This window comes from Microbacterium sp. (assembly GCF_036823965.1).
GTDB lineage: Bacteria > Actinomycetota > Actinomycetes > Actinomycetales > Microbacteriaceae > Microbacterium.
In genome coordinates, this window is sequence record NZ_DAITBE010000004.1 from 32559 (window position 1) to 59067 (window position 26509).

The following is a 26509-nucleotide window of genomic DNA, read 5'->3' on the forward strand; positions in this document are numbered from 1 at the left end:
AAGTACTATTCACGTGCTGGGCACCGTTCGTTAACCTTCGGAGCACACAATCTGATCGGGCCTGTGCGGAGCGCAGTCCTGCTCTCGTGCGGACGACCAGCCGTCTCGCGCTGACACCACAGTCGAGATCCGAATGAAAGGTTGCGCCCCACCATGCGCGAAGTCTTCCACCAGTCCCTCGAGGACCTGCAGTCCCGTCTCGTGGAGATCGCGGACCTCGTCACCGTCGCGATCGACAAGGCGACGCGAGCGTTCGCGACCAGCGACGTCGCCCTGGCCGAGGAGGTCATCGCCGACGACGCCAAGATCGACGCACTGGCCATCACGCTCGACGAGCAGGCGATCGAGATCCTCGCCCGCCAGCAGCCGGTCGCCCGCGACCTGCGCATCGTCGTCACCGCGCTGCGCGTGAGCGCGTCGATCGAGCGCATGGGCGACATGGCCGAGCACATCGCGCAGCTCGCTCGCCTCCGTTTCCCGGAGCGCGCCATCCCGAAGGGCCTCAAGGGCACCTTCGTCAAGATGGGCGAGCTCGACGTGGAGATCTCCCGCACGCTGTCCGAGCTGCTGCGCACCGGCGACCTGCGCTTCGCCGACACGATCCGCAACGCGGACGACGACGTCGACGAACTGCATGCCACCGTCTTCGAGAAGGTGCTCAGCGACAACTGGAAGGGCGAGGCGACCGCGACGGTCGACGCCACGCTCGCGAGCCGGTACCACGAGCGCTTCGCGGACCACGCGGTCGCCGTCGCCAAGAAGATGGTCTACCTCGCGACCGGTGACTGGCAGGTCTCCGAAGCCGAGATCGCCCTCGCGGTCGAGCAGCAGCAGGAGCTCGGCCACGCCTGACCCATCCGCGCTGCGGAAGCCCCATCTGCATGACGAAGCCCCTCCTGATCCGCATGGATCGGGAGGGGCTTCGTCGATGAGCGGCTGCGCCGCTTACTTCTTGCCCTGCGCTGCGACCGCTGCGGCACCGGCGGCTGCGGCCTCCGGGTCGAGGTAGCGGCCGGGACCGGTGGGCACGTTGTTCTCGTCGAGCTCGTACACCAGCGGGATGCCGGTGGGGATGTTCAGCTCGGCGATGTCGTCGTCGCTGATGCCCTCGAGGTGCTTCACGAGTCCACGGAGCGAGTTGCCGTGCGCGGTGACCAGCACGGTCTTGCCGGCTTCGAGGTCGGGGACGATCGCGCTCTCCCAGTACGGGAGCAGGCGGTCGATCACGAGCTTGAGGGACTCGGTGCGGGGCACCTCGCCGTCGATGTCGGCGTAGCGGGGGTCGCGTGTCTGGCTGAACTCGCTGTCGTCGTCGAGCACGGGCGGCGGCACATCGAACGACCGGCGCCACAGCTGGAACTGCTCAGGGCCGAACTCCTCGAGCGTCTGCGCCTTGTCCTTGCCCTGCAGCGCGCCGTAGTGACGCTCGTTCAGACGCCACGAGCGCGTGACGGGGATCCACAGGCGGTCGGCGGCGTCGAGCGCGATGTTCGCGGTCTGGATCGCACGGCTCAGCAGCGAGGTGTGCAGCACATCCGGCAGCAGTCCGGACTCGGCCAGCAGCTCGCCGCCGCGGCGGGCCTCCGTGATGCCCTGCTCGTTCAGGCGGACGTCCACCCAGCCGGTGAACAGGTTCAGTTCGTTCCACTCGCTCCGGCCGTGGCGGAGCAGGATGAGGGTGCGCGTCGCAGTCATGCCGTCAGTTTATCCGCGTCGGTCTCGCGTTCGCTCCCCTGGCGGTCACTGAACGCATCGGCGGGCTGGGAGGATTGACGCATGGCGTCATCTCCCCTCGGTCGACCGACGCGAGGGACGACCGGCACCAACCGGCTGCGGCGCAACGACCGCTGGATCGCCGCGAGCCGCGCCTTCCTCCGTGCGACGGACCCGCTGGTCGTCGACCTCGGCTTCGGCGCCAGCGGCGTGACCGCGTTCGAGCTCGCGACACGACTGCAGGGCGTGCGTGCGGATGCCGAGGTGCGCGGCCTCGAGATCGATCCGGCCCGCGTGGCGCTCGCGAGCGAGCAGCTCGCCGACGTGCGGGCAGGACGAACTCCGTTCTCCCCCGAGCTGCACGTGTCCTTTGCCCGCGGCGGATTCGAGGTGCCGCTCCCCGGTGCGCGCCGACCGGCGGTGATCCGGGCGATGAACGTCCTCAGGCAGTACGACGAGGCCGACGTCGCCGATGCCTGGCGCACCATGTCGTCGCGGCTGGCGCCGGACGGCCTGGTGATCGAGGGCACCTGCGATGAGATCGGCCGTGTCTCCAGCTGGATCGACGTCGGGGCGGACGGCGGTGCCCTGCGCTTCACGATCTCGCTGCGCCTGACGGAGCTCGCGCAGCCGAGCATCGTCGCCGAGCGGCTGCCCAAGGCGCTGATCCACCGGAACGTGCCGGGCGAGCGCATCCACGCGCTCCTCAGCGACCTCGACCGCGAGTGGGAGCGCGCCGCGTCGCTCTCGACGTTCGGTGCGACGCAGCGGTTCCTCGCCGCGGTGTCGGCGCTGCGCGCTCAGGGGTGGCCGGTCCAGGGCGGACGCACGCGCTGGCGGCTCGGCGAGCTGACGGTGCCCTGGGATGCCGTGGCGCCGCTGCCCTGAAGGGTCCGCGCTGCGACGCGGCCAGTGCCTCAGCGTCCGGCGCTGCTGCCTCGGGGGTCCGGAGCGGCTGGGCGCCGAGACAGGCGGGTGATCCGCGGGATGTCGGCGGTCGCACCGGCATCCGCCGGCACGATGACCTGCTGGGCGGCCGCGATGTCGATCCCGTCGTCGCGGACCACGAGATCGCCGACCGGCGTGCGACGTGCGAGGATCGCGAGCGCGATCGGTCCGTCCTCATGGTGCCGGGCGACCGAGGTGATGTGGCCGACCTCGTCGTCACCGACGAAGACGGGCGAGCCGGGGGCGGGAAGCACTGCCTCACTGCCGTCGAGCTGCAGTGCGGCGAGACGGCGGGGCGGGTGCCCGAGGTTGTGCACCTTGGCGACGGTCTCCTGCCCGCGATAGCAGCCCTTGCTCAGGTGCACGGCGCTGCGGATCCAGTCGGACTCGTGCGGCAGCGACCGATCGTCGACCTCTGCGGCCCACCGAGGCCGCCACGCAGCGACGCGAAGCGCCTCGGCGGCGAGCAGCCCTGCGACCGCGTCCGGCTCGACGGATGCGGCGAGCGCATCCAGCTTATCGACCGGCACGATGCCGACGCGCCAGGCGAGCGCTGCGCCGGGGTGGTCGGAGACCTCGGCGTACTGGTGCCCGCCGATCGACACGCGCTGCCAGGGATCAGCCCAGATGAGGGGCGCACCGGTCGGGGCGAGTGCCGCCGCGGTCACGGTCGCAGCAGCGGCACCACCGTCCACGAAGCCGAGGAGCGCGAACTCCGGGCGCAGGTCGACCGTCGCCTGGGTGCGGAACTTCATGCGGGTCAGCCAGGTCGCGAGGCCCTCGGCGTCCGCCGCATCCGCGATCAGCCAGGTCGATGCGCCGTCGTCGAGGACGCCGGCCGCATGCTCGACGCGACCCTGGGGGTCGAGCACCAGCAGCTCGGTGCTCTCACCGGGGGCGAGACGTCCGACGGACTGCGAGGTGATCGAGTCCAGCCAGCTGAGCCGTTCCGGGCCTGCGACCTCGATCACGCGGCGGTCGTCGAGCGGCACGAACGCGGTGCCGGCCGCCACGCGGCGCTGCTCGATGAAGGGCTCACCGAAGTGCGAGATCCCGTGCTCGTCGGCGACGGCTCCACGGATGCCCGAGAAGGCGCTCACGTCAGACCTTCGCCAGACGTGCGGAAGCATGCGAACGGAGCGGCGTGCCGAGCGCGGCGATGTCCCACGCCCAGAGCAGGTGCCCGTCGACCAGGCCGTAGAGGCGCGTCGCCGCGCCGTACTCCTTCGCCCCGGCGCCGCGGACGACGGCGTCGGTGGAGATGTCGATTCGAGGCCCGGAGATCTCGCCGAGATAGAGCTCGAGCATCCCGTCGGCGTGCGCGATCGAGACTTCGATCGGGAAGCCACCGCTCTCGGAGCGAAGCAGCTCGACGTCATCGACGGTTCGCGTGGTCGGCGCTGCCAGTGGAGGCAGCAGTCCCGGTCCGGCATCCGTGTCGGTCGCTGGGCGGGCGAGCCGCCAGAAGCCGGTCTCCGCGATCAGCTGCTGCGGTACTGCGTCCTCCTCGCCGAGGAGCGTCGCCGTGGCGGAGTAGTTCAGGAAGGGGCCGCCGTCATGGCTGAAGCTCACACGATGTGCGAACTCGCCTTGCACGCGGTCGTCGCCGACCGGGAAGTCGATGACACCGGTGCCCTCCCAGACGCCGATCAGCCACGAGAGCGGGACGATGTCGGCGGGGAGATCGGTCGGCAGGTCGAGCACGATCGCGCTCAGCGCTGGCCGCGGAAGAGGTTGCGCAGCACCACGGCCGAGACGAAGACGATCGCCAGGCTCGCCAGGCCAAGCAGACCGATGAAGAAGATCTCGAGTGCCATGATGTCCATGCCCTCCACATTACCCCGCCGCGGGGTGGTGTCAGGCAGGAATCAGCGCGGCCAGACCGAATCCGACCGAGATCATCCCCATCAACAGCAGGGCTCCGGTGACGCTTCCAGCGACGCGGAAGATGAACCCCTGCGTGCGTCCGTACCAGAGCTGCACGGCGAACGACAGCAGGATCACGCCGCCGAAGGCGACGAGCATCCAGGACACACGCCACTCCTCAGGGACGAAGATCCCGACCGCGATGCTGGAGAGGAAGGCGACGACCCAGACGGCGATCACGCCGACGAAGGCGTTGCGCGGTGCGAGGGCTGGTTCCGACATGACTCCATTGTGACCCATCAGGTGCCGGTATCATGGCCCCACGGCATCGCCCGATGCAGGTGAGGAGTGCGCGTGGCCGAGATTCTGGTTCTGACGAACGCTCCGATCTCGGAGCAGGTGCTGCCCGCGCTCGAACTGCTCAGCCACCGCGTGCGCCAGATCCCGGCCGAACCGGCACAGCTCGTCAGCGCACCCGAATACGACATCGTGATCGTCGACGGCCGTCAGGATCTCGTCGGCGCGAAGTCGCTCTGCCGCCTGCTGCGCGCCACGGGCCAGGACGCACCCCTGCTGCTCGTCGTCACGGAAGGCGGCATGAGCGCGCTCTCCGGCGACTGGGGCATCGACGATGTGCTCCTCTCCATTGCAGGCCCCGCAGAGGCGGACGCACGCGTCCGCCTCGCACTCGCCCGGCGCGACGAGGTCGCCGCGCCGACCCGCGTCCAGGCCTCCGGCGTCACGATCGACGAGCAGTCCTACTCGGCCAAGCTGCACGGCAAGCCGCTCGACCTGACGTACAAGGAGTTCCAGCTCCTGCATTTCCTGGCGACGCACCCGTCCCGCGTGTTCACCCGTGAGCAGCTGCTCAGCGAGGTGTGGGGCTACGACTACTTCGGCGGCACCCGTACGGTCGACGTGCACGTGCGGCGACTGCGCGCGAAGCTCGGCGATGCCGACCAGATCATCGGCACCGTGCGCAACGTCGGGTACCGCTTCAACGTCTACGACGACGAGACGGTCGTCGCAACGCGCTGACGCGACGACCCCGTTCACGCGCACGACACCTGGCGGTGCTTAGATGTACCCCATGATCGATCCCGCACTCGCCGACGCAGGCCTCGGTGACGCTGAAGACGACGACTTCGATGCCGTCGAGGCGCCGGACGCCCTGCTTCCCGACCACCGCTACCTCGACCGCGAGCTCAGCTGGCTGGCGTTCAACCAGCGAGTGCTCGAGCTCGCCGAGGACGCATCGCTGCCGGAGCTCGAGCGGGCGAACTTCCTGGCGATCTTCGCGAGCAACCTCGACGAGTTCTTCATGGTGCGCGTCGCGGGACTGAAGCGCCGCATCGTGACCGGGCTGGCTGTGCCGACCAACATCGGACGCTCCCCCGCAGATGCCCTCACCGACATCTCCCGCGAGGCTCACGCCCTGCAGCTGCGTCACGCGGATGCCTGGACCTCCCTGGTGCGGCCGGCGCTCGCCGACGCGGGCGTCGAGATCACCGAGTGGTCCGAGCTCACCGACCCCGAGCGCGCCGCGCTGTCGGAGTACTTCCAGGCGCAGGTCTTCCCGGTGCTCATGCCGCTCGCGGTGGACCCGGCGCATCCGTTCCCCTACATCTCGGGCCTCTCGCTGAACCTGGCGATCCGCATCCGCAACGCCCGCACCGGGCGTCAGGAATTCGCGCGCCTGAAGGTGCCCCCGATGCTGCCGCGCTTCGTCGAGGTGCCTGGCGCCAGCGCGATCGTCCGCTACCTCAGCCTGGAGGAGCTGATCGCCAACCACCTGGGCGATCTGTTCCCTGGCATGGAGGTGCTCGACCATCACGCCTTCCGCCTCACCCGCAACGAGGACGTCGAGATCGAGGAGGACGAGAGCGAGAACCTCATCCAGGCCCTCGAAGCCGAGCTGCTGCGTCGCCGCTTCGGCCCGCCGATCCGCCTCGAGATCACCGACGACATGGACGACGTGACGCTCGAGCTGCTCGTGAAGGAGCTCGACATCACCGATCAGGAGGTCTACCGCCTCCCCGGCCCGCTCGACCTGCGGGGGCTGTTCGCGCTGTCGCGCATCGATCGCCCCGACCTCCGCTACCCGCCGCACCTGCCGACGACGGCCGTGGCGTTCCAGCCGGGCGACAGCAGCACCCGCGCCGACATGTTCAAGGCCATCCGCAAGGCCGACGTGCTGGTGCACCACCCGTACGAGTCGTTCACGACCAGCGTCCAGGCGTTCCTGGAGCAGGCCGCGCGCGATCCGCATGTGCTCGCCATCAAGCAGACGCTGTACCGCACCTCGGGCGACAGCCCGATCGTGCAGGCGCTGATCGACGCGGCGGAGTCCGGCAAGCAGGTGCTCGCACTGGTCGAGGTCAAGGCGCGCTTCGACGAGGCGAACAACATCGTCTGGGCGCGCAAGCTCGAGAAGGCCGGTGTGCACGTGGTCTACGGCCTGGTCGGCCTGAAGACGCACTGCAAGCTCGCACTCGTGATCCGCGAGGAAGACGGCAAGCTCCAGCACTACTCGCACGTCGGCACCGGCAACTACAACCCGAAGACCAGCCGCATCTACGAGGACTTCGGTCTGTTCACCGCCGATGCGCAGGTCGGCAAGGACCTCACCCGCCTGTTCAACGAGCTCAGCGGCTACGCGATCGAGAAGAAGTTCAAGCGGCTGCTCGTCGCTCCGCTCCACCTGCGCAAGGGCCTGGTGCGCCAGATCGACGCCGAGCGCAAGAACGCGGAGGCCGGCAAGCCCGCGCACATCCGCATCAAGGTGAACTCGATGGTCGACGAGGAGATCATCGACGCGCTCTATCGCGCGAGCGTCGCCGGTGTGAAGGTCGAGGTCTGGGTCCGGGGCATCTGCAGCCTGCGCACCGACCTCGACGGCATCAGCGACAACATCACCGTGCGCAGCATCCTCGGTCGATATCTCGAGCATTCCCGGATCTTCGCCTTCGAGAACGGCGGTGACCCGCAGGTCTACATCGGCAGTGCCGACATGATGCACCGCAACCTCGACCGACGTGTCGAGGCCCTCGTCCGGGTGACCGACCCGGCGCATCTGCAGGAGCTGCAGGCCTTCTTCGACCTCGCGATGGACCCGGGAACCACGTCGTGGCATCTCGGCCCGGACGGAGTCTGGGAGCGCCACGCCGAGGATGCCGATGGGAACCCGCTCATCGACCTGCAGGATAAGACCATGGGGTTGATCCAGCGACGACGTCGCGCGCGGGCGGTGCGATGACCGCGGCGCAGACGACCGAGGCGCCTCGCGCAGGATGGACCGACAAGGCCGTCTACGCCGCAGGCGCTGTCGTCTGGCGCCTGGTCGAGGGCAAGCTGAAGATCCTGCTGATCCATCGCACCAAGTACCGAGACATCACGCTTCCCAAGGGCAAGGTCGATCCGGGTGAGATGCTCGCGGAGACCGCGGTCCGCGAGGTGCACGAGGAGACCGGCATCCGCGTCTCGCTCGGCGTGCCCGTCGGCGTGAGTCGCTACGTGATGGCCTCGCGAAAGCAGAAGGTCGTGCACTACTGGGCGGCCGAGGCCACCGAGGATGCGATCCGCGAATCGACCTTCGTGCCGAATCGCGAGATCGCCGCGCTCGAATGGGTGAGCGTCAAGCAGGCGCGCGCCCGCCTCAGCTATCCCGTCGACCTCGAGATCATCGACTTCTTCTCGAACCTCGTCGACGACGGCGTGCTGCACACGTTCCCGGTGGTCGTGCTCCGGCATGCGAAGGCACTCGCCCGCTCGGAGTGGGACGGCCCGGATGCCGGCAGACCACTCACCGAACGAGGGAAGAAGCAGGCGAAGTCCATCGTGGGCCCACTGCAGGCCTTCGGCATCCGCAAGATCGTCACGAGCGACGCCGTGCGCTGCGTCGCCACCGTCCGTCCGCTCGCGAAGGCGATCGGCCGGAAGCTGGTCGAGACCGAGCGGATCAGTCAGGATGCATGGGAGGACGGCGCCGACGACCTCCGCTCGGTCATCGGACATCGCGTGCGCTCGCTCAAGCCCGCCGTCGTCTGCAGCCACGGCCCGGTACTGCCGGGACTCCTCTCGGAGATCGCGCTCGCGACCGGCACGATCCAGGGCTCGTACCTGAGCAGCGCAGCCGATCTCGAACCGGCAGCGTTCTCGGTCGTGCACCTCTCGGCGACGAACCCCGGCTCCGGGATCATCGCGATCGAGACGCACATCCCGAAGGTCTGACGCTTCGACGGGCTCAGCGACCCAGTCGTGGATCAGCGACCCGATCGTGGGGCAGCACCTCAGTCGCGGGTCAGCGACCACGCCTTGTCTCGCCTGGGCACGCCCCCAGAGCGTCGCCGGTCGTTCACCTTCCGTTCACCTGCGCGGGAGAGTCTCGTTAACCGCCGCGCATAGCGTCACTGTGTGCCCTGCACCGGGCCTCAACCCCATCCACGATCGAACGGATCCACAGTGAAGATCTCCCGAATCGCTCGCATCGGCGCCATCGGCGCCATCGCCGCTCTTGCTCTCGCCGGCTGTGCCGCGAACGAAGGCGGCACCGGTTCTTCCGACGCCCCCACCTCCGACTCCGCCGCTGTCAGCGGCTCGCTGGTCGGCGCGGGCGCCTCCTCGCAGCAGGTCGCCATCCAGGCATGGACCGCCGAGTTCCAGAAGACCAACCCCGACGCACAGGTCGAGTACGACCCGCAGGGCTCGGGTGGCGGCCGCGAGTCGTTCCAGCAGGGCGCTGTGAACTTCGCCGGCTCCGACCGCGCGTTCAAGACCGACGAGATCGCGGCAGGCGGCTTCGGTGCCTGCGTCGACGGCTCCGACCTCGTCGAGGTCCCCGCCTACATCTCCCCGATCGCCATCGTGTTCTCGCTGGACGGCGTGGACGAGCTGAACCTCGACGCCGAGACCATCGCGTCGATCTTCGCCGGCAAGATCACCAACTGGAACGACCCCGCGATCGCCAAGGACAACCCCGACGCGACGCTTCCCGACCTGGCGATCACGCCCGTCCACCGCTCCGACAAGTCGGGCACGACCGGCAACTTCACCGACTACCTCGCACAGACCGCAGGTGACGTCTGGACCGCAGGCAGCGTCGAGGAGTGGCCGGCAGACCTCGCCGGCGAGTCCGCTGAGAAGACCTCGGGTGTCGCCAACGCCGTCAAGGGCGGACAGGGCCTCATCGGCTACATCGACTCCTCGCAGGCAGCCGACTTCTCGGCCGTCAACGTCAAGGTCGGCGACGCGTTCGTCGCACACTCCGCCGAGGGCGCTGCTGCCACCCTCGACGCCTCGAAGATCGAGGACGGCCGCACGGAGGGCGACCTCGCGTTCGCGATCGACCGCACGACGACCGCCGATGGCGCCTACCCGGTGCTCCTCGTCAGCTACCTCATCGGCTGCGCCGAGTACGAGGACGAGAACGTCGCTGCGCTGACCAAGGCCTTCTTCACCACGGCCATCAGCGCCGAGGGCCAGGACGCCGCGGCATCCAACGCCGGCAGCGCTCCGATCTCCGACGACCTGCGCACGCAGGCTCAGGCTGCGATCGACCTCATCAAGTGAGTTCACGACGGTCTCCGGGATGCTGCGGCATCCCGGAGACCGTCTGCTCGCGTCAGACCACCGATCTCCACTGAGCAGGAAGCAGCTCCCATGACAGCCACGACCGCGCCGGCGTCAACGCGCATCGTCGCGAAGAAGCGCGCCGGCGACATCTGGTTCTCGGGCACGGCGGTCGCCGCCGGTTCCATGATCATGATCACGCTCGCCGCGGTCGCGATCTTCCTCGTCGTGCAGTCGATCCCGGCCTTCGCCGCGACTGCCGAAGACGCCTCGCTCCTGAAGACCAACTTCTGGGACTACGTGGGGCCGCTGCTGTTCGGAACGGTCTGGGCGGCGTTCCTGGCGCTGCTCCTGGCCGTGCCGCTGTCACTCGGCGTGGCATTGTTCATCACGCACTACGCACCGCGCCGTCTCGCGCAGGGCCTCGGTTACGTGGTCGATCTGCTCGCGGCGGTGCCCTCGGTCGTGTTCGGCCTCTGGGGCATCCTCGTGCTGGCACCGGCCGTGCAGCCGATCTACGCCTGGTTGAACGCCAACGCCTCCTGGATCCCGTTCTTCGGCGGTATCGTCTCGCCGACCGGCCGAACGATCCTCACGGCTGCCATGGTGCTCGCCGTCATGGTGGTGCCGATCATCACGGCGATCTGCCGCGAGATCTTCCTGCAGACCCCGGTCCTCCACGAAGAGGCGGCGCTCGCACTCGGCGCCACCCGCTGGGAGATGGTGCGGATGGCCGTCCTGCCGTTCGGCCGCTCCGGCATCGTCTCCGCGTCGATGCTCGGCCTCGGCCGCGCACTCGGCGAGACCATGGCCGTCGCGATGGTTCTCTCGGTCAGCAAAGCCGTCACCTTCGAGCTCCTCACCTCCACGAACCCCTCGACGATCGCCGCGAACATCGCGCTGACGTTCCCGGAGGCCTACCAGGTCAACATCAACATCCTCATCGCGACCGGTCTGATCCTGTTCGTCGTGACGTTCGCGGTCAACGCGCTCGCACGCTGGTTCGTGAACCGCCGCAAGGAATTCTCGGGAGCGAACTGACATGACCGTGACCGCCCCCGAAACGTCGCGTGCCGCTGCGGCATCGCGCCCTGCAGTCTCCCTCAGCTCCGGTCACCTGCCGCGCTGGGCACCCTGGGCACTGCTCGGAGTCGCCCTCCTGGTGGGTGCCGCACCGTTCGCCGTGCAGGCGATGGCATCCGGCGCCGAACTCAACATCGCCGGCTCCGTCATCCTCGGTGCCGTCGTCTATCTCATCCTGATCTACGTCATCTCGCGGATCATCGAGGGGTCGCGCAAGGCGGTCGACCGCCTCGTGACCGGCGTCGTCACCGTCGCCTTCGCGATCGCGATGGTGCCACTCGTCTCGGTCGCAGTGACCGTGGTCGCGACGGGTGTCGCCCGCTTCGACGGCCTCTTCTTCTCCTCGTCGATGCGCGGAGTGCTCGGCGAGGGCGGCGGGGCTCTGCACGCCATCGTCGGCACGCTGCTCGTCACGCTCGCCGCCGCCGTCATCTCGATCCCGATCGGTCTGATGACCGCCGTCTACCTGGTCGAGTACGGCAAGAACGGGCGGATGGCGCGCACCATCACCTTCCTGGTCGACGTGATGACCGGCATCCCCTCGATCGTCGCTGGTCTCTTCGCCTACGCCCTCTTCGCGCTGATCTTCGGGCCAGGCGTCAGGATGGGCATCGCCGGTTCGGTCGCCCTCGCGGTGCTCATGATCCCGGTGGTCGTGCGCTCCAGCGAGGAGATGCTCCGTCTCGTCCCGAACGAGCTCCGTGAAGCCGCGTTCGCCCTCGGCGTGCCGAAGTGGCTGACCATCGTCAAGGTGGTGCTCCCGACGTCGATCGCCGGCATCACGACCGGTGTGATGCTCGCGATCTCGCGAGTGATCGGCGAGACCGCGCCGCTGCTGCTCACCGCCGGATTCACCGACGCCATGAACTACAACCTGTTCAGCGGCCGCATGCAGACCCTCCCGGTGTTCACCTATTCGCAGTACGCCTACCAGGGCATTCCCGCAGAGGCATACGTGGAACGTGCTTGGGCTGCTGCACTCACCCTCATCATCATCGTCATGGTGCTCAACCTGGTCGCGCGACTCGTCGCGAAGATCTTCGCACCCAAGACCGGCCGCTGAGCCGCAGACCCGAGAAGCAAGGAACTGCAGTGTCCAAGAGCATCGAAGTCAACGACCTGAACGTCTACTACAGCGATTTCCTCGCGGTGGAGGGCGTCTCCCTCAACATCGAGCCCCGCAGCGTCACCGCCTTCATCGGCCCGTCCGGATGCGGCAAGTCGACGTTCCTGCGCACCCTGAACCGCATGCACGAGGTCATCCCCGGTGCACGAGTCGAGGGGAAGGTGCTGCTCGACGGCGACGACCTCTACGGTCCGTCGGTCGACCCGGTGACGGTGCGCCGTCAGGTCGGCATGGTGTTCCAGCGTCCGAACCCGTTCCCCACCATGTCGATCCGTGAGAACGTGCTCGCCGGTGTGAAGCTGAACAACAAGCGCATCTCGAAGTCCGACGCGGATGCGCTGGTCGAGAAGTCGCTCCAGGGCGCGAACCTCTGGAACGAGGTCAAGGACCGTCTCGAGAAGCCGGGCTCCGGCCTCTCCGGTGGCCAGCAGCAGCGTCTCTGCATCGCGCGTGCGATCGCGGTCTCGCCCGACGTGCTCCTGATGGACGAGCCCTGCTCGGCCCTCGACCCGATCTCGACCTACGCGATCGAAGAGCTGATCGGCGAGCTCAAGACCGAGTACACGATCGTCATCGTGACGCACAACATGCAGCAGGCGTCGCGCGTCTCGGACCGCACCGCCTTCTTCAACATCGCCGGCACCGGCAAGCCCGGCAAGCTCATCGAGTACGACGACACCACGTCGATCTTCACGACGCCGTCTGTGCAGGCCACAGAGGACTACGTCTCCGGCCGCTTCGGTTGAGCCGAGCAACACCGCGAACGGGCTGGGGGCTTCGGCTCCGGGCCCGTCGTGCGTCAGTCGCGCGGAGAGAGCAGATACTGGTTGAGCTCGTCGGTGAGCGCCTGGTCCACGGGCAGCTCGTGACCGTCGATCGCGGTGATGGCCGCAGCGAGGCGCACGCTCGACACGAGCCACGCTGCATCCGCGCGGGGCAGGTCGGATGCCGGGATGCGGTCGTATCCCGTCTCGAAGCCGCGAGCCGCGAGGTGCTCGTACATGCTGAGCTGCGTCGTGCCGTGCAGAATGCCGCCGTTCGGCGCCGGCGTCACGAAGCGGTCGCCGAAGCGGAGGATGAGCGATGCCGTCGGCGCTTCGAGCACGAACCCGTCGCTCGACAGGAAGATCGCGTCGTCGGCCCCTCTGCGGTGCGCCTCGCGCAGCGCGGCCATGTTCACGGCGTACGACAGGGTCTTCGCCCCGAGCAGCAGCCAGGGGGCTCGTTCTGCCGCGCCCAGGTCATACCCGCGGTCGAGAGTGACGACACGGATGCCGCGCTGACGCACCTCGGAGAAGTCCGCTGCGGGCGCGGCGGTGACCCAGGCGGTCGGCGTCGGACCGTGCTCGACGCCGCGACTGAGGATCAGCTTGATGACCGCCTCACCCTCCCCGCACTCGGCTGCCGCCCGGTCGATCGCCTGATGCCACTGCTGCGCGTTCGGCGCCGGCAGATCGCACAGCTGCGCGGAGTGGGCGAGGCGGTCGAGGTGCGGGACGACCTCCTGCGCGTGCCCGTCGATCACGCCGATCGACTCGAAGACGCCGTCGCCGCGCTGCGTGCTCAGCTCGCCGACACTCAGGGCGGGAGCTGCGGCATCGACTCGCGTGAAGGTGTCCGCGTAGTCGTCGCGGGTCTCATCCGCGGCCACCGGATCGATCATCAGTGCGAAGCGCTGGGTCATGCTCCGAGCCTAGACGCCGGGAATAGCCAGCGTGCCGTCGCGTTACAATGGAGTGGCCGGGCCGCATAACCCCGGGCTCCATTTTTCGCCGCTGCGAGCGGCCTTCCGCCGAGAGGCGTTTTTGCGGCCCGGTCTTTTCCTGCCTCCAGCTCTCACGGCCAGAGCCGGAATGCCGAGCTCGCCGTCAGATGAGCGTGCCGGCTCGCCAGAGCGTCGACGCGGCCGAGAGGTCCTGCGCGTAGCTGCTGAGCCGCAGCGCCCGCGTGGTCAGCTCGCTGGCTCGCTCCGGTTCGGTCGGCTCGTAGTCGTCCGCCGTATGCGTGGCGCCCGAGGCCTGCACGCGGCAGAACGCTGCGGCACGCTCGAGCGCGACGGCGAAGTCACCGCGGAAGGCGCCGCGGAGGATCGTATCGATCAGCACCTCCAGCTCGTCCGGGCTGACCGGCACCGGCGCTCCCGCGATCGCGGCATCCGCCGACGGCAGCTCGATGCGCCCTCGTTCGTACAGCAGCGCCGCCGTGCGGGCGTCGGAATGGATCGCCAGCTGCAGCAGGTAGAGCCGCCACAGCGCACCGGGCAGCGTGTGCGGCAGCGCCTTGGACCACAGCTCGGCGATCTCGTCGATGCCGTGCTCGGCGGTGAAGGCCACGAGGCGCTCAGCGCTCACACCGCTCTCGTCGGCGCGGACCCTGGTCAGCAGAGCCGATGCCGTCGCGTGCGCGATGCGCGTCTCTTCGGCCGGGTCATGCGAGCCGACGATGTTGTCGAAGGAACTCGATGGCCGGTGGACGGGGCGGTGATGCTGCTCGGGCATCGAACCAGGCTACCCGCGATCCTGACGCGCGGGCTGTCCGAGTGCTCAGGCCGTGGGGATAACGATGAACGGGTCGGAGGTCGGGGCGCCCGATGGGGAGCCGCCAGCCTGCTCGACCGTGACCGCGATCACGTCGCCTTCGTGCATGTCGCCGGCCAGTACCGCCGTCGCGTCGCCACCCTCGGTGTCGAACACGCCCGCCGACACAGGCGCGTCACCACGGACGAACCAGAGTTCGTAGGTCTCGCCATCGGCGGCCGAGGGGATGCCGTCGGTCACGAGCACGGCAGTGCCAACGGATGCCGACCAGTGCGCAGTGGCCGTGCCGCCGTCGTCGAGCGTCACCGACGCCTCCTGGGCGTCGTCCGCCGACTGGATCTGCTCGAGCGCCACGACGGATGCCGGGCGGTTCAAGTACGTGTTCAGCGTCGCTGCACCGATGCCGACTCCGACGACGAGCGCGAGGCATGCGGCCAGGGCGAGCAGCGACCGCGACCAGCGGCGAGGCTTGCGCGCGAGTGCCGGCAGGGCTTCCGGAACGATCACGTCGTTCAACGGACCTGCGTTCGGCGAGTCGGGGATGTCATCGACCGGATGCTGCGGGGTGATGGCGATCTGCGCGAGCAGTGCCGATCGGATGTGAGCCGGGGGCGCAACCGACGCAGCGTTCATGGCGAGCACTCCTGCCGTCTCCACGTCGTCGTCGACGAGGTCAGCCCACTCGGGGTGGGCGACGAGTGCGTCGCGGAAGCGGCGCTCCTCGACGGGCGACAGCGCGTTCAGGGCAGCGCCGGCCGCGAGTTCTGCGAACTCTGCTTCGTTCATGCTGTCACCCCCATGGCTGTGCGGAGACGGGTCAGTCCGTCTCTCATCCGTGTCTTGATCGTTCCCAACGGTGCTCCGACGAGCACCGATATCTCGTTCTGGCTGTAGCCGCCGTAATACGCGAGGACGAGCGCTTCGCGCTGCACCTCAGGCAGACCCGAGAGTGCATCCACGACCTTCTCGCCGTCGATGCCCAGTTCCACCTGCTCTGCGACACTGTCATGCGCCACTCCGATGTCCCTGAGACCAGCCTTCACATCACGGTCTGCGCTCGACTGCGATGCACGCACCCGATCCACGGCCCGACGATGTGCGATGGTCATCACCCATGTCCGTCCTTGACCTCTGTTCGGAGCGAAGCGCGAGGCGGATTGCCAGATCTCGAGAAAAACCTCCTGCAGGACTTCTTCGCTCTGCGAGCGGTTCACGAGCACGCGCAGGATGAGTCCGAACGCTCGGGAGGAGAGGGTGTCGTAGAGCTCCGCGAAAGCCTGCTGATCACCGGCGGCGACGCGCACGAGCAGGTCTGCGACCGCGTCGCTTCCCGTGCCGTCCTCCGGCACGTCCATTCCATCGATGACCATCCCTCTAAGCATGCCGCATTTCTCGTCGATTCTCGCGCATGAAGCGCCACCGATATCCCGGGGATCGGCTGCATCCGGCCCAGGCGTGAGGCTCCCGGATTCCGCGGATTTCCACGGATCTCAAAAAACTTCGCGATTTCTCCCATCCGATGTCAGTCGGGCTCCGAACAGCCGTCAACGCCACGGAAACGCCGAGGCAAAATCATCCGGAGGTTCGAGATGTTCAGCACCAAGAAGAAGGTCACCGCAGCCCTTACCCTCACGCTGGCGAGCGCATTCCTGCTCTCCGCATGTTCCATGGGTTCCACTGCGAGCGACGACGAGTCGACGGCACCGTCGATGGCACCCGAGACGTCGGAGTCGACGCCTGACACGATGGACCCGGCCGCGAACCTCGTCGGCCCCGGCTGCGCGGCATACGCCGAGGCAGTGCCGGACGGCTCCGGTTCGGTCGCCGGCATGGCCGCTGACCCGGTCGCGGTCGCCGCTTCCAACAACCCGCTCCTGAAGACGCTGACGGCTGCGGTGAGCGGACAGCTCAACCCCGACGTCGACCTCGTCGACACGCTGAACGGCAGCGAGTTCACCGTCTTCGCACCGGTTGACGACGCATTCGCGAAGATCGACCCCGCCACCATCGAGGCACTCAAGACCGACAGCGCGACGCTGAGCTCGATCCTGACGTACCACGTGGTCCCCGGCCAGATCGCTCCGGATGACATCGACGGCACGCACACCACCGTGCAGGGCGCAGACCTCACCGTCTCCGGCAGCGGCGACAGCATCATGGTGAACGACAGCGCCAACGTCATCTGCGGTGGCGTCATGACCGCCAACGCAACCGTGTACCTGATCGACTCGGTGCTGATGCCCCCGGCTGCGTAAGCAGCTCGGGTAGCCGGAATGGGACACCCGGCGATTGCCGAGGAGGGACTCTCGGCTCCCACATCCCTCTCGTAGGTTGGGAGGCCTGAGGGAGGGCATGAAGGGGCCCCGGTGACACTGTCACCGGGGCCCCTTCTGTGCGCCCTAGACTGGTCTTGCGGGCCTCTAGCTCAGTTGGCAGAGCATCGGACTTTTAATCCGCGGGTCGTGGGTTCGAGCCCCACGGGGCCCACCGCATCCGGGATCACCCCCGTAGCATCCGTCCGGGTATCCGGCCACCCCCTTCACTCCCCCGCCGTCCTGCGCGATGGTCGAGATGTACCGGAGAACCCGGACGACTCCCCCACGGAAGGACGGATCATGACGAACCTCAACAGCCGAGTGGCGTTTCTCGCGACGGACGGATTCGAGGACAGCGAGCTGACCAGCCCCTGGGAAGCCGTGACCGCAGCAGGCGCGAGCGCGACGCTCGTCGCCCCCGATGGCGCAGCGATCACCGGGAAGAACGGTCACGAGCAGAAGGTCGACCTCACCGCAGCCACAGCGAAGGCGGATGACTTCGAAGCCCTGGTCCTGCCCGGCGGCGTCGTGAACGCCGACCACCTGCGCCTCGATACGGACTCGATCGCGTTCGCGAAGGCATTCTTCGAGCAGCACAAGCCGGTCGGCGTGATCTGCCACGGTGCCTGGATCCTCATCGAGGCCGACGTGGTCGAGGACCGCACGCTCACGAGCTACCCCAGCCTCGCGACCGATCTGCGCAACGCCGGCGCCACCTGGGTGGACGAGGAGGTCGTGGTCGACCAGGGCCTCGTCTCCAGCCGCACCCCCGACGACCTGCCCGCGTTCAACGCGAAACTGATCGAGGAGATCGGCGAAGGACAGCACGCGGGCCAGACCGCCTGACGCCGTTCCGCCGACGACCCGGTTCCGGTCGCAGATGAGGCCGCCTCGCACGCGCGAAGGCGGCCTCTTCTGCGACCGGAGGGTGTCTCGGGCTCAGGCCGAGACGCGCGCGCGGTGGCGACGAACGGCCGCACGGTTCGCGCACCGCACCGAGCAGAACCGCTGCCGCCCATTGCGCGTCACGTCTGCCACCACGTTCGTGCAGGGTGAGGCCTCGCATCGTCCGAGCCGGCTCATCCCTCGCGTCACGAGGTGCAGCGAGGTGCCGAGGCTGATGATCGCCCGCAGCACGAAGGGCAGCGACTCGACGTCGTCTCGGTAGTGCAGGTGCCACCCCTCGCCGTCGTGATTCGTGAGCCGCGGATAGGCCGCCGCGGTCGCGAGCTGCGCGTTCAGGAGCAGCGCCCGGGCATCGTGGTCCGGCTCATCGACGATCCGGAGCCAGTCGTCGATCACCGCGCGGATCTGCGCATGGTCGTCGGATGCCGGAGGGAACGTCATCGTCATGCCCATGTCGAGCGTGCGCTCCTCGATGCCGGCCCGGTCGACGGGCCAGTCATTGGCGAGCGATACCGCCAGCAGGACTGCGTACTCGCCGTAAGGGTTGAGATGCATAAGGGCATTACATCACGCTTGGAGACATGACCGCACCGCAGACGCTTCCGATCCCCCGCATCCCCACGCAGGCACTGCCGCACGAGCATGCCTGGCTCATCGAGTCACGCCACCGCACGAGCGAGGGGACACTGCTCTACGTGCGCTGCGCGGACTGCGGCATCCGTCGCCTGGATTCGCAGACGCACCCGCACCGCCCGCCGAGCGCAGTCAGCCGCGAGATCGGCGAGGCGGGCGGCGCTTAGGCGGTCAGCTCGATGAGCGTGCGGACGGTGCGGAGGTTTCGCGCCGTCCCCGCGACGCCGAGCGCACGGTCGAGCACGGACTTCGTGAGCTTCGTGGAATGCACGCCGCCGGAGCCGTGGTCGATCCACAGATCGTCACCACGCAGCGCCAGCCGCTCGCCCGGTCGCAATCGCTCCTCGAGCTGCTCGACCGCGCCGTCAGACGGGGCGGCCTCGAGGAACATCGCGTGGACGAACTTCACATCGCCCTCGGGGAAGGGCTGCGCCGCCTCCGAGCGCACGAGCTGCGCGTGGGTCCGGTGGATCACCGGGGTGTCCACGTCGAACTCCCTCGCGATCAGCATCCGCACCCGCGCGCAGGCGGCAACCGGGTCGGCGGGTTCGTCGCAGATGATGTTGCCGCTGGCGATGTACGTCGAGACGCCAGCCAGCTCGGTGTCGGCAGCCAGCACTTCGCGGAGCCGCGCCATCGGCACACTGTTGCGCCCGCTCACGTTCACGGCGCGCAGCAGCAGCACGCTGCCGCTCATGCGCGGGTGCTGTCGGTCAACTCGGCGCCGGCGTGGGCGAGCTCGGCCAGCGCCGCCTCGCTCGGCTCCGGCGCGACACCGGCGATGAGATCCGTGAGGATGCGCACCCGCACACCGTGCGCGACCGCGTCCAGCGCCGTCGCACGCACGCAGTGATCGGTGGCGATGCCGACGACATCGGCCTCGATGACCCCTGCGGCGGCGAGGACCGTCGCGACCGTGTCGCCGGCATCCGTCACGCCCTCGAACATCGAATAGGCGGGCCTGCCCTGACCCTTGCGCACGTGATGCGTCACGGCATCCGTCACCAGCAGCGGGTCGTAGTCGGCGCCATCCGTCCCTGCGACGCAGTGGATCGGCCAGCTGTCCACGTAGTCCGGGGTCTCGGCGAAATGGCCGCCGTTGTCACCGTCAGGATCGTGCCAGTCACGCGACGCGACGATCACGTCGTAGGCGTCGGCATGCGCGACCAGGAAGGACGAGACAGCGGATGCCACGGCGTCGCCACCGGTCACCGCAAGCGCACCGCCCTCGGTGAAATCGTTCTGCACATCGACGATGAGAAGCGCTCTGCTCATGGTTCGAGCGTAGCCCCGAGGAACGGGAAAGGCCCCGGCTGTCTTCACAACCGGGGCCTTCGGAGCCGCTTGTCAGAATCGAACTGACGACCTTCTCATTACGAGTGAGATGCTCTGCCGACTGAGCTAAAGCGGCGTGCGACGGGCGAACCGGCGCGATCACCGATATTACCCTGTCTCGCTCCCGCTCGCGAATCGAGCCGCCCCTCAGCGGTGCGTCCCGCGTGTCGTCACTCGCAGCGGAGACCGTCTTCCGGCACGACGTCATCGATGAGGTAGGCCTCGACGGCCTCGTCGACACAGCTGTTGCCCTTGTTGTAGCCGGTGTGGCCTTCGCCGACGCGCGTGATCAGCACACCCTCCTCCAGCTGGTCGGCCAGCGCCTCGGACCACTCGTAGGGCGTCGCCGGGTCGTTCGTCGTGCCGACCACGAGGATGGGGCCTGCGCCCTCAGCCTTGATCTCGCCGCGCGTGCCCGTGGGCGGGTACGGCCAGACGGAGCAGGAGTCAGGACCGTTCCAGTACGGAGCGATGGTCGGTGCGCCCTCGGCGATCTTCGCCTGGCTCGCGGCTTCGGCGGCCGGGTCGTCTTCCACCGGGTAGTCCATGCAGTTGTAGGCACGGAAGGCCTCGGAGGAGTTGTCGGCGTAGGTGTTGCCCTCGCGGCCGTTGTAGAAGTCTGCGAGCAGGAACATGGTGTCTGCGTTGCCCTGCAGTGCCTCGTCCAGCCCCTGCGTGAGGTAGTCCCAGCTGTCTTCCGAGTAGAGCGCCGCGATGATGCCGGTCATCATCGAATCAGCGCCCAGCTGACGCCCGTCGCCGCTCTGCAGCGGGGTGCGGTCGGCGCTCGCGAGCAGCGCACCGAGGTCGGCCATGGCCTGATCCACCGTGCCGTTGAAGGGGCAGCTGCCCGAGTCGAGGCAGTTCTGCATGTATGCGCGCAGGGCCGACTCGAATCCGAGGGCCTGCGTCGCGCCGACCTCGAGGCCGGGCACCGACGGATCGATCGCACCGTCGAGCACCAGGCGTCCCGCCTTCTCCGGGTAGAGCTCGGCGTAGGTCGCACCGAGGAACGTGCCGTAGGAGTAGCCCAGGTAGTTGAGCTGCGTGTCGCCGAGCACCGCGCGGATCAGGTCCATGTCGCGGGCCGCGTTGATCGTCGTGATGTACGGCAGGATGCCGCCGCTGTTCGCGTCGCACGCCTCGGCGAAGGACTTGTGCGATGCGAGCAGCTCGGCCTCCCACTCCGGGGTACCGCGCGGCGCTGCCGGGATGCCGTAGAGGTACTCGTCCATCTGCGCCGGGTCGTAACAGGTGACAGCGGTCGAGTCGCCGACGCCCCGAGGGTCGAACCCGATCACGTCGTAGTTCTCGATCAGGTCGGCACCAACCGCGAAGTCGAGGCTGTTCAGGATGAGGTCGACGCCGCTCGCGCCGGGACCACCCGGGTTCGTCAGCAGCGAGCCGATCGCGGTGCCCTCCGCCTGGTGGCGGACGACCGACAGCGTGATCTCGCCGGTGGCGGGGTTCTCCCAGTCGAGCGGAGCGGTCACGTCGGTGCAGTCGAAACCGGTGCCGCACGCGGTCCACACGAGCTGCTGCGAGTAGAACGGCAGCAGGCCGGCGTCGACGCCGTCGGTATCGGGCGCGTTCGTCGCCGAGGGCTTCGGGTCGGTCTGCTCAGGGATCATCGCGTACAGACACCCCGAGAGCATGACGGATGCGGCGGCGAGACCCGCGACGACCGCGATGGCTCGGTGGAGACGGGATGTCGATCGGTTGTTCACGGTGTCCTCCCGCTCGTGATGGTCACGAGCAAGCTCTCCAGGGCGAGCAGCGGTGCGACGTTGCGCTCCAGCGACTGCCGGGTATCGGCAAGGTGGTCAAGTACGACAAGAGTACGGGTCTCGGGCCAGGCTGATGCGAGGGCGCTCAGTTCACCGTGCAGTTCACGGTTGATCAGTTCGTCGTCGCGCCCGAACTGCAGCATGATGACGTCGCGGAACATCGACTGCAGATCGGTGAGCACCCGATCGATGCCGTCGCGCAGGCTCCGCGTCGCGCGCTTCTTCTGGTCGTCCTCGAGCGCCGAGAGCTGCGACCGCAGCGCAGGGGGCACGGCCTGCCCCTCGGCGATGCCGACCATGCGCAGCAACGATGCCCGCTCCTGCGCATCTCGCTCGGCTGTGAGGGCCTTCGCGTCTTCCGTCGCCGCCTGGATGATACGGCCGGCGACCTCGACTGCGTCACCGACGCCCCGAACGGCGATCACGGAGCGCAGCGTCTCGTCTCGCCGACGACGTGCACTCTCGTCGGTCGCGAGCCGCTGCGCCATGCCGATGTGGCGCTGCGAGTGCCGAGCGGCCTGCTCGGCCACCGCCTCGTCGACGCCGGTGCGCAGGCTGATCAGCCGCGCCACATCGGCGACGTCGGGCTCGCGCAGGCGGAGGGACCGGACGCGCGAACGGATCGTGGGGAGCAGGTCGGCCTCGCTCGGAGCGCAGAGGATCCAGACGGTCTGCTCCGGCGGCTCTTCCAGCGCTTTCAGCAGCACGTTCGACGTGCGCTCGACCATGCGGTCGGCATCCTCGACCACGATCACGCGATAGCGTCCGGCAGAGGGAGCGAAATACGAGCGTTCGACCAGGGCCCGGGCCTCGGCGATCGTGATGATGACCTTGTCGGTGCGCAGCGCCGTGACGTCGGGATGCGTGCCGGCGAGCACCTGGCGCATCGCGGCCTCGTCATCAGGGCGATCCGCCACCAATGCAGCGGCGAACGCATAGGCGAGCGTCGAGCGACCGGAACCGGGGGGCCCGGTGATCAGCCAGGCATGGGAGAGCGCCGAGGGATCACGAGCCGCATCGCGGAGCGTCTCGACAGCGGCATCCTGCCCCCAGACATCGCCCCACGGAAACGGAGCGGCGACAGTCTGAGGCATGACCTCAGCCTAATCGGGAGCACCGACGCCCGCTCGCGACCGGAGGGCCACCCGCCGACCGTCGTCAGCGGGAAGCGAGCAGAGCGGCGACGCGGACCCGGATGAGATCCGAGATCTCTTCGACGGATGCCGCAGCATCGAGCACGAGGAAGCGCTCGGGCTCGGCGGTGGCGAGCTCGAGAAATGCGTCGCGGACGCGCCCGTGGAACTCCGCCTTCTCGGCCTCGAGCCGGTCGAACGGCTTGTCGGCTGAGTCCAGTCGGGTGCGAGCAGCAGCCGGATCGAGGTCGAGCAGCACCGTCAGATCGGGGAGAGCGCCCTCGGCCGCCCAGAGCGACAGATTGCGGATCTCGGTGGAATCCAGCACACGACCGGCACCCTGGTAGGCGACCGAGGAGTCCAGATAGCGGTCCTGCAGCACGACCTCACCGCGCTCGAGCGCCGGCCGCACCACGGTCGCCACGTGGTGCGCGCGGTCAGCCGCGTACAGCAGGGCCTCGGCGCGCGGCGCGATGTCTCCGCGGTGGTGCAGCACGATGTCGCGGATCAGCTGCCCGACCTCGGAGCCGCCGGGCTCACGCGTGCGGACGACGGTGTGCCCGGCATCCTGCAACCAGTCCGACAGCAGGTTCGACTGCGTGGTCTTGCCCGAGCCGTCGCCGCCTTCGAGTGTGATCCACACGCCCGGACCTGAGGTCACGAGTCCGCCTTCTGCGCTGCCTTCGCCGCAGCGTTCGCTGCGCGAGTGGCCGCAGCCTTCTTCGCCGCAGCGGAACGAGCCGCGGACTTCACAGCGTCGCTCGGCGCCTTGGCCGCTGCCGTCTTCGTCGCGGGAGCCTTCTTCGCAGGGGCCTTCTTGGCAGCAGGCTTCTTCGCGGGAGCCTTCTTGGCGGGGGCCTTCTTCGCGGCTGCGCCTCGCGCCCCACGCTTTGGAGCCGGACCCTTGGCGCGCTTGTCGGCGAGCATCTGCACGGCGATCTCGAACGTGATGTCCTCGACCTTCTGCCCGCGCGGGATGGTCACGTTGGTCTCACCGTCGGTCACGTAGGCGCCGAAGCGTCCGTCGCGGATGCGGATCGGCTTGCCGCTGACGGGGTCGGCCTCGAACTCGGCGAGCGCGCTCGAAGCGCGGCGCGCGCCGTACTTCGGCTGCGCGTAGATCTCGAGCGCCTGCTCGAGCGTGACATCGAAGATCTGCGATTCGCTCTCGAGCGATCGCGAGTCGGCGCCCTTCTTCAGGTACGGACCGAAGCGGCCGTTCTGCGCCGTGATCTCCTCGCCCGACTCCGGGTCGGCGCCGACGACGCGCGGCAGGTTGAGCAGCTGCAGCGCGGTGTCGAGCTCGATCGTGTCGACCGACATCGAACGGAACAGCGAACCGGTGCGTGGCTTGGGTGCCACGACCTTCTTCGCCCCCCGCTTGGGCTTGGGCGCCTCGACGACCTCACCGGTGCTGGTGTCGACGTCGGCGTCTTCGGACACCGGGTCGTTCTCCTGCACGTACGGGCCGAAGCGGCCGTCCTTCACGACGATGATCTTGCCGTTCTCGGGGTTCTCCCCGAGCACGCGATCGCCGGCGACGGGCGCATCGATGAGTTCCTGCGCCTTGGCGGAGGTGAGCTCGTCGGGCGCGAGGTCTTCCGGCACGTTGACGATGCGCGGCTTGGCCTCGGGGTTCTCGGGGTCGGCGACCTCGAGGTAGGGGCCGTACTTGCCGAATCGCAGGGTCGCCGTGTCGGTGATCGGCGTCGAGTTAAGGGCACGCGCGTCGATCTCGCCGAGGTTGTCGACGACCTGACGCAGACCCACGTGGTTGTCGGAGCCGAAGTAGAAGGACTTCAGCCATTCGACGCGGTTCTGCTCACCGCGGGCGATGGTGTCGAGGTCGTCTTCGAGCGCCGCGGTGAAGTCGTAGTCGACGAGCTCGGCGAAGTGCTCCTCGAGCAGACGGACCACACTGAACGCGAGCCACGTCGGCACGAGCGCCTGGCCACGCTTGACGGCATAGCCGCGGTCGAGGATCGTCTCGGGGATCGAGGCGAACGTGGAGGGACGCCCGATGCCCTTCTCCTCGAGCACCTTCACGAGGGACGCCTCGGTGTATCGCGGCTTCGGCGTGGTGCGGTGCCCCTTGGCCTCGGCATCCGACACCGCGAGCTCGTCGCCGACGGCGACTGCCGGGAGCGACTGGTTCTCGGCGGCATCCGCGTCGCCGCGCTTCTCGTCGCGACCCTCTTCGTACGCCTCCAGGAAGCCCTTGAAGGTGTAGACGGTTCCGGATGCCGTGAACTCGGCCTTCTGACCGGCAGCATCGACGGCGATGGTCACCGTGGTGGTCTCGTACTTCGCGTCGGACATCTGGCTGGCGACCGTGCGCTTCCAGATCAGGTCGTAGAGGCGCTGCTCGTCGCGGTCGAGCTCGGAGGACAGCGATGCGGGCGTGCGGAAGTTGTCGCCGGAGGGGCGGATCGCCTCGTGGGCCTCCTGGGCGTTCTTGCTCTTCGACTTGTACACGCGCGGCTTCAGCGGCACTGCGGCATCGCCGTAGAGTGCGACCGCCTGGCTCCGTGCCGCCTGCACCGCCTGGGTGCTCAGCGACGTGGAGTCGGTACGCATATAGGTGATGTACCCCTTCTCGTACAGACGCTGGGCGACACCCATCGCCTGCTTGGCTCCCATCGAGAGCTTGCGACCGGCCTCCTGCTGCATCGTGGAGGTCGTGAAGGGCGCGTAGGGGCTGCGGGTTCCGGGCTTCGCCTCGACCTTGGTGACCGTGCCGGCACCCGCGGCGTCGACCGCCTCGGCGAGCGCTGCGGCGGTGGCCTCGTCGAGGATGACGACGGCCTTCTTGAGCTTTCCGCTGTCATCGAAGTCGGTGCCGCGGGCGAGCTGACCGCCGTCGACGCGGACGAGGCGGATCTTGAACGAGGTGCCGGTCGCCGCGGCTGCGGCGTCGACATCCCAGTACTCGGCGGAGGTGAACGCCATGCGCTCGCGCTCCCGGTCCACGATGAGCCGGGTCGCCGCAGACTGCACGCGTCCGGCGGAGATGCCGGTCTTGACCTTGTACCAGAGCACGGGCGAGACGTCCCAGCCGTACAGGCGGTCGAGGATGCGCCGGGTCTCCTGCGCGTCGACGAGGTCGTGGTCGAGTTCGCGGGTGTTGCCGACCGCGGCCTGGATCGCGTCCTTGGTGATCTCGTGGAAGACCATCCGCTTCACCGGGACCTTGGGCTTCAGGGTCTCGAGCAGGTGCCAGGCGATGGCCTCGCCCTCGCGGTCCTCATCAGTGGCGAGCAGGAGCTCGTCGGCGGTCTTCAACGCACGCTTGAGTTCGGCGACCGTCTTGGTTTTCCGATCCGACACGACGTAGTACGGGTCGAAGCCGTTGTCGATGTCGATGGAGTACTTCCCGTACGCCTGCTTGTCCTCGGCCGGGATGTCCTTCTTGTCGGCGAGATCACGGATGTGGCCGACGGAGCTGAGCACCTCGTAACCGTCGCCGAGGTATCCCTGAATAGACCGCATCTTCGTCGGGGATTCGACGATGACGAGCTTCTTGCCTTCAGCCAAGGGTGCGTCCTTTCTTCGAAGCACA

General features: G+C 68.3%; 27 protein-coding genes and 2 tRNA genes. 13 read left to right on the forward strand and 16 right to left on the reverse strand.

Annotated features, from left to right (window positions below; translation table 11 throughout):
* Positions 1-153 precede the first annotated feature (153 nt).
* Positions 154-852, forward strand: coding sequence for a phosphate signaling complex protein PhoU (gene phoU, locus V7Z82_RS08205; RefSeq protein ID WP_334149983.1), 699 nt, complete (start codon positions 154-156; stop codon positions 850-852).
* A 93-nt stretch (positions 853-945) separates the two neighbouring features.
* Here phoU and V7Z82_RS08210 read toward each other — a convergent pair whose 3' ends face one another.
* Positions 946-1695, reverse strand: coding sequence for a phosphoglyceromutase (locus V7Z82_RS08210; RefSeq protein ID WP_334149985.1), 750 nt, complete (start codon positions 1693-1695; stop codon positions 946-948).
* Between the two features lie 81 nt (positions 1696-1776).
* Between V7Z82_RS08210 and V7Z82_RS08215 the strand changes: the two genes are divergently transcribed.
* On the forward strand, positions 1777-2601 hold the full coding sequence (locus V7Z82_RS08215) for a class I SAM-dependent methyltransferase (RefSeq protein ID WP_334149987.1): 825 nt from the start codon (positions 1777-1779) through the stop codon (positions 2599-2601).
* A 29-nt stretch (positions 2602-2630) separates the two neighbouring features.
* Here the strand turns inward: V7Z82_RS08215 and ygfZ are convergent, their stop codons facing one another.
* The 3 genes from ygfZ to V7Z82_RS08230 all read right to left on the reverse strand — a co-directional run bounded on the left by ygfZ (position 2631) and on the right by V7Z82_RS08230 (position 4809).
* Complete coding sequence (gene ygfZ / locus V7Z82_RS08220; protein WP_334149989.1) at positions 2631-3761, reverse strand: CAF17-like 4Fe-4S cluster assembly/insertion protein YgfZ; 1131 nt, start codon at positions 3759-3761, stop codon at positions 2631-2633.
* Between the two features lies 1 nt (position 3762).
* A complete protein-coding gene (locus tag V7Z82_RS08225; RefSeq protein WP_334149991.1) occupies positions 3763-4365 on the reverse strand; it encodes an FABP family protein in 603 nt (200 codons plus the stop codon).
* A 153-nt stretch (positions 4366-4518) separates the two neighbouring features.
* Positions 4519-4809 (reverse strand): hypothetical protein, encoded by a 291-nt coding sequence (locus V7Z82_RS08230; RefSeq protein ID WP_334149993.1) that lies wholly within the window; start codon positions 4807-4809, stop codon positions 4519-4521.
* Between the two features lie 72 nt (positions 4810-4881).
* On the opposite strand from V7Z82_RS08230, the gene V7Z82_RS08235 reads away from it, so the two are divergent.
* The 7 genes from V7Z82_RS08235 to pstB all read left to right on the forward strand — a co-directional run bounded on the left by V7Z82_RS08235 (position 4882) and on the right by pstB (position 13050).
* Entirely contained in the window at positions 4882-5565 is a 684-nt protein-coding gene (locus V7Z82_RS08235) for a winged helix-turn-helix transcriptional regulator (RefSeq protein ID WP_334149995.1), read from the forward strand.
* A gap of 52 nt (positions 5566-5617) precedes the next feature.
* Entirely contained in the window at positions 5618-7783 is a 2166-nt protein-coding gene (locus V7Z82_RS08240) for an RNA degradosome polyphosphate kinase (RefSeq protein ID WP_334149997.1), read from the forward strand.
* Positions 7780-8757 carry an NUDIX hydrolase gene (locus tag V7Z82_RS08245; protein ID WP_334149999.1) on the forward strand — a complete coding sequence of 326 codons (978 nt, stop codon included), beginning with the start codon at positions 7780-7782 and terminating at the stop codon, positions 8755-8757. Before V7Z82_RS08240 ends, V7Z82_RS08245 begins: the two co-directional genes overlap by 4 nt.
* Positions 8758-8988: 231 nt before the next feature.
* A complete protein-coding gene (gene pstS / locus V7Z82_RS08250) occupies positions 8989-10095 on the forward strand; it encodes a phosphate ABC transporter substrate-binding protein PstS (RefSeq protein ID WP_334150001.1) in 1107 nt (368 codons plus the stop codon).
* 90 nt (positions 10096-10185) lie between these two features.
* Positions 10186-11136, forward strand: a complete 951-nt coding sequence (gene pstC / locus V7Z82_RS08255; protein WP_334150003.1) for a phosphate ABC transporter permease subunit PstC — start codon at positions 10186-10188, stop codon at positions 11134-11136.
* Position 11137: 1 nt separating this feature from the next.
* Positions 11138-12241: a phosphate ABC transporter permease PstA gene (gene pstA / locus V7Z82_RS08260; RefSeq protein WP_334150005.1), complete on the forward strand. Its 1104-nt coding sequence runs from the start codon at positions 11138-11140 to the stop codon at positions 12239-12241.
* A 29-nt stretch (positions 12242-12270) separates the two neighbouring features.
* Positions 12271-13050: a phosphate ABC transporter ATP-binding protein PstB gene (gene pstB / locus V7Z82_RS08265; RefSeq protein ID WP_045279523.1), complete on the forward strand. Its 780-nt coding sequence runs from the start codon at positions 12271-12273 to the stop codon at positions 13048-13050.
* A 53-nt stretch (positions 13051-13103) separates the two neighbouring features.
* Here the strand turns inward: pstB and V7Z82_RS08270 are convergent, their stop codons facing one another.
* The 4 genes from V7Z82_RS08270 to sigK all read right to left on the reverse strand — a co-directional run bounded on the left by V7Z82_RS08270 (position 13104) and on the right by sigK (position 16223).
* A complete protein-coding gene (locus V7Z82_RS08270; protein WP_334150008.1) occupies positions 13104-13988 on the reverse strand; it encodes an aminodeoxychorismate lyase in 885 nt (294 codons plus the stop codon).
* Positions 13989-14172: 184 nt separating this feature from the next.
* Positions 14173-14802 carry a DNA-directed RNA polymerase subunit beta gene (locus tag V7Z82_RS08275; protein ID WP_334150010.1) on the reverse strand — a complete coding sequence of 210 codons (630 nt, stop codon included), beginning with the start codon at positions 14800-14802 and terminating at the stop codon, positions 14173-14175.
* Positions 14803-14847: 45 nt separating this feature from the next.
* The gene (locus V7Z82_RS08280; protein WP_334150012.1) at positions 14848-15627 is read right to left on the reverse strand and encodes an anti-sigma factor; all 780 of its coding nucleotides are present in this window, start codon (positions 15625-15627) and stop codon (positions 14848-14850) included.
* A complete protein-coding gene (gene sigK / locus V7Z82_RS08285; RefSeq protein ID WP_334150014.1) occupies positions 15624-16223 on the reverse strand; it encodes an ECF RNA polymerase sigma factor SigK in 600 nt (199 codons plus the stop codon). The genes V7Z82_RS08280 and sigK overlap by 4 nt, the downstream gene beginning before the upstream one ends.
* A 207-nt stretch (positions 16224-16430) precedes the next feature.
* Between sigK and V7Z82_RS08290 the strand changes: the two genes are divergently transcribed.
* From V7Z82_RS08290 to V7Z82_RS08300, 3 genes are all read left to right on the forward strand, one after another.
* Positions 16431-17096 carry a fasciclin domain-containing protein gene (locus V7Z82_RS08290; RefSeq protein WP_334150016.1) on the forward strand — a complete coding sequence of 222 codons (666 nt, stop codon included), beginning with the start codon at positions 16431-16433 and terminating at the stop codon, positions 17094-17096.
* 159 nt (positions 17097-17255) lie between these two features.
* Positions 17256-17328, forward strand: a tRNA-Lys gene (locus V7Z82_RS08295).
* A 128-nt stretch (positions 17329-17456) separates the two neighbouring features.
* Entirely contained in the window at positions 17457-18002 is a 546-nt protein-coding gene (locus V7Z82_RS08300; protein WP_334150018.1) for a type 1 glutamine amidotransferase domain-containing protein, read from the forward strand.
* A 93-nt stretch (positions 18003-18095) separates the two neighbouring features.
* Here V7Z82_RS08300 and V7Z82_RS08305 read toward each other — a convergent pair whose 3' ends face one another.
* On the reverse strand, positions 18096-18617 hold the full coding sequence (locus tag V7Z82_RS08305; RefSeq protein WP_334150019.1) for a CGNR zinc finger domain-containing protein: 522 nt from the start codon (positions 18615-18617) through the stop codon (positions 18096-18098).
* A gap of 26 nt (positions 18618-18643) precedes the next feature.
* Between V7Z82_RS08305 and V7Z82_RS08310 the strand changes: the two genes are divergently transcribed.
* Positions 18644-18862 (forward strand): hypothetical protein, encoded by a 219-nt coding sequence (locus tag V7Z82_RS08310; protein WP_334150021.1) that lies wholly within the window; start codon positions 18644-18646, stop codon positions 18860-18862.
* Here V7Z82_RS08310 and V7Z82_RS08315 read toward each other — a convergent pair.
* The 7 genes from V7Z82_RS08315 to topA all read right to left on the reverse strand — a co-directional run bounded on the left by V7Z82_RS08315 (position 18859) and on the right by topA (position 26484).
* Positions 18859-19392 (reverse strand): DUF1697 domain-containing protein, encoded by a 534-nt coding sequence (locus V7Z82_RS08315; RefSeq protein ID WP_334150024.1) that lies wholly within the window; start codon positions 19390-19392, stop codon positions 18859-18861. The two genes, V7Z82_RS08310 and V7Z82_RS08315, sit on opposite strands and share 4 nt — an antisense overlap.
* On the reverse strand, positions 19389-19970 hold the full coding sequence (locus V7Z82_RS08320) for an isochorismatase family protein (protein WP_334150025.1): 582 nt from the start codon (positions 19968-19970) through the stop codon (positions 19389-19391). Before V7Z82_RS08320 ends, V7Z82_RS08315 begins: the two co-directional genes overlap by 4 nt.
* A 63-nt stretch (positions 19971-20033) precedes the next feature.
* Positions 20034-20106: transfer RNA gene (locus V7Z82_RS08325), tRNA-Thr, on the reverse strand.
* A gap of 94 nt (positions 20107-20200) precedes the next feature.
* On the reverse strand, positions 20201-21757 hold the full coding sequence (locus tag V7Z82_RS08330) for an alpha/beta hydrolase (RefSeq protein ID WP_442927601.1): 1557 nt from the start codon (positions 21755-21757) through the stop codon (positions 20201-20203).
* Positions 21754-22911, reverse strand: a complete 1158-nt coding sequence (locus V7Z82_RS08335; RefSeq protein ID WP_334150027.1) for a DNA polymerase III subunit delta' — start codon at positions 22909-22911, stop codon at positions 21754-21756. Before V7Z82_RS08335 ends, V7Z82_RS08330 begins: the two co-directional genes overlap by 4 nt.
* Before the next feature lie 64 nt (positions 22912-22975).
* Positions 22976-23611, reverse strand: a complete 636-nt coding sequence (gene tmk / locus V7Z82_RS08340) for a dTMP kinase (RefSeq protein ID WP_334150029.1) — start codon at positions 23609-23611, stop codon at positions 22976-22978.
* Positions 23608-26484 carry a type I DNA topoisomerase gene (gene topA / locus V7Z82_RS08345; protein WP_334150031.1) on the reverse strand — a complete coding sequence of 959 codons (2877 nt, stop codon included), beginning with the start codon at positions 26482-26484 and terminating at the stop codon, positions 23608-23610. The genes tmk and topA overlap by 4 nt, the downstream gene beginning before the upstream one ends.
* Positions 26485-26509: the final 25 nt, after the last annotated feature.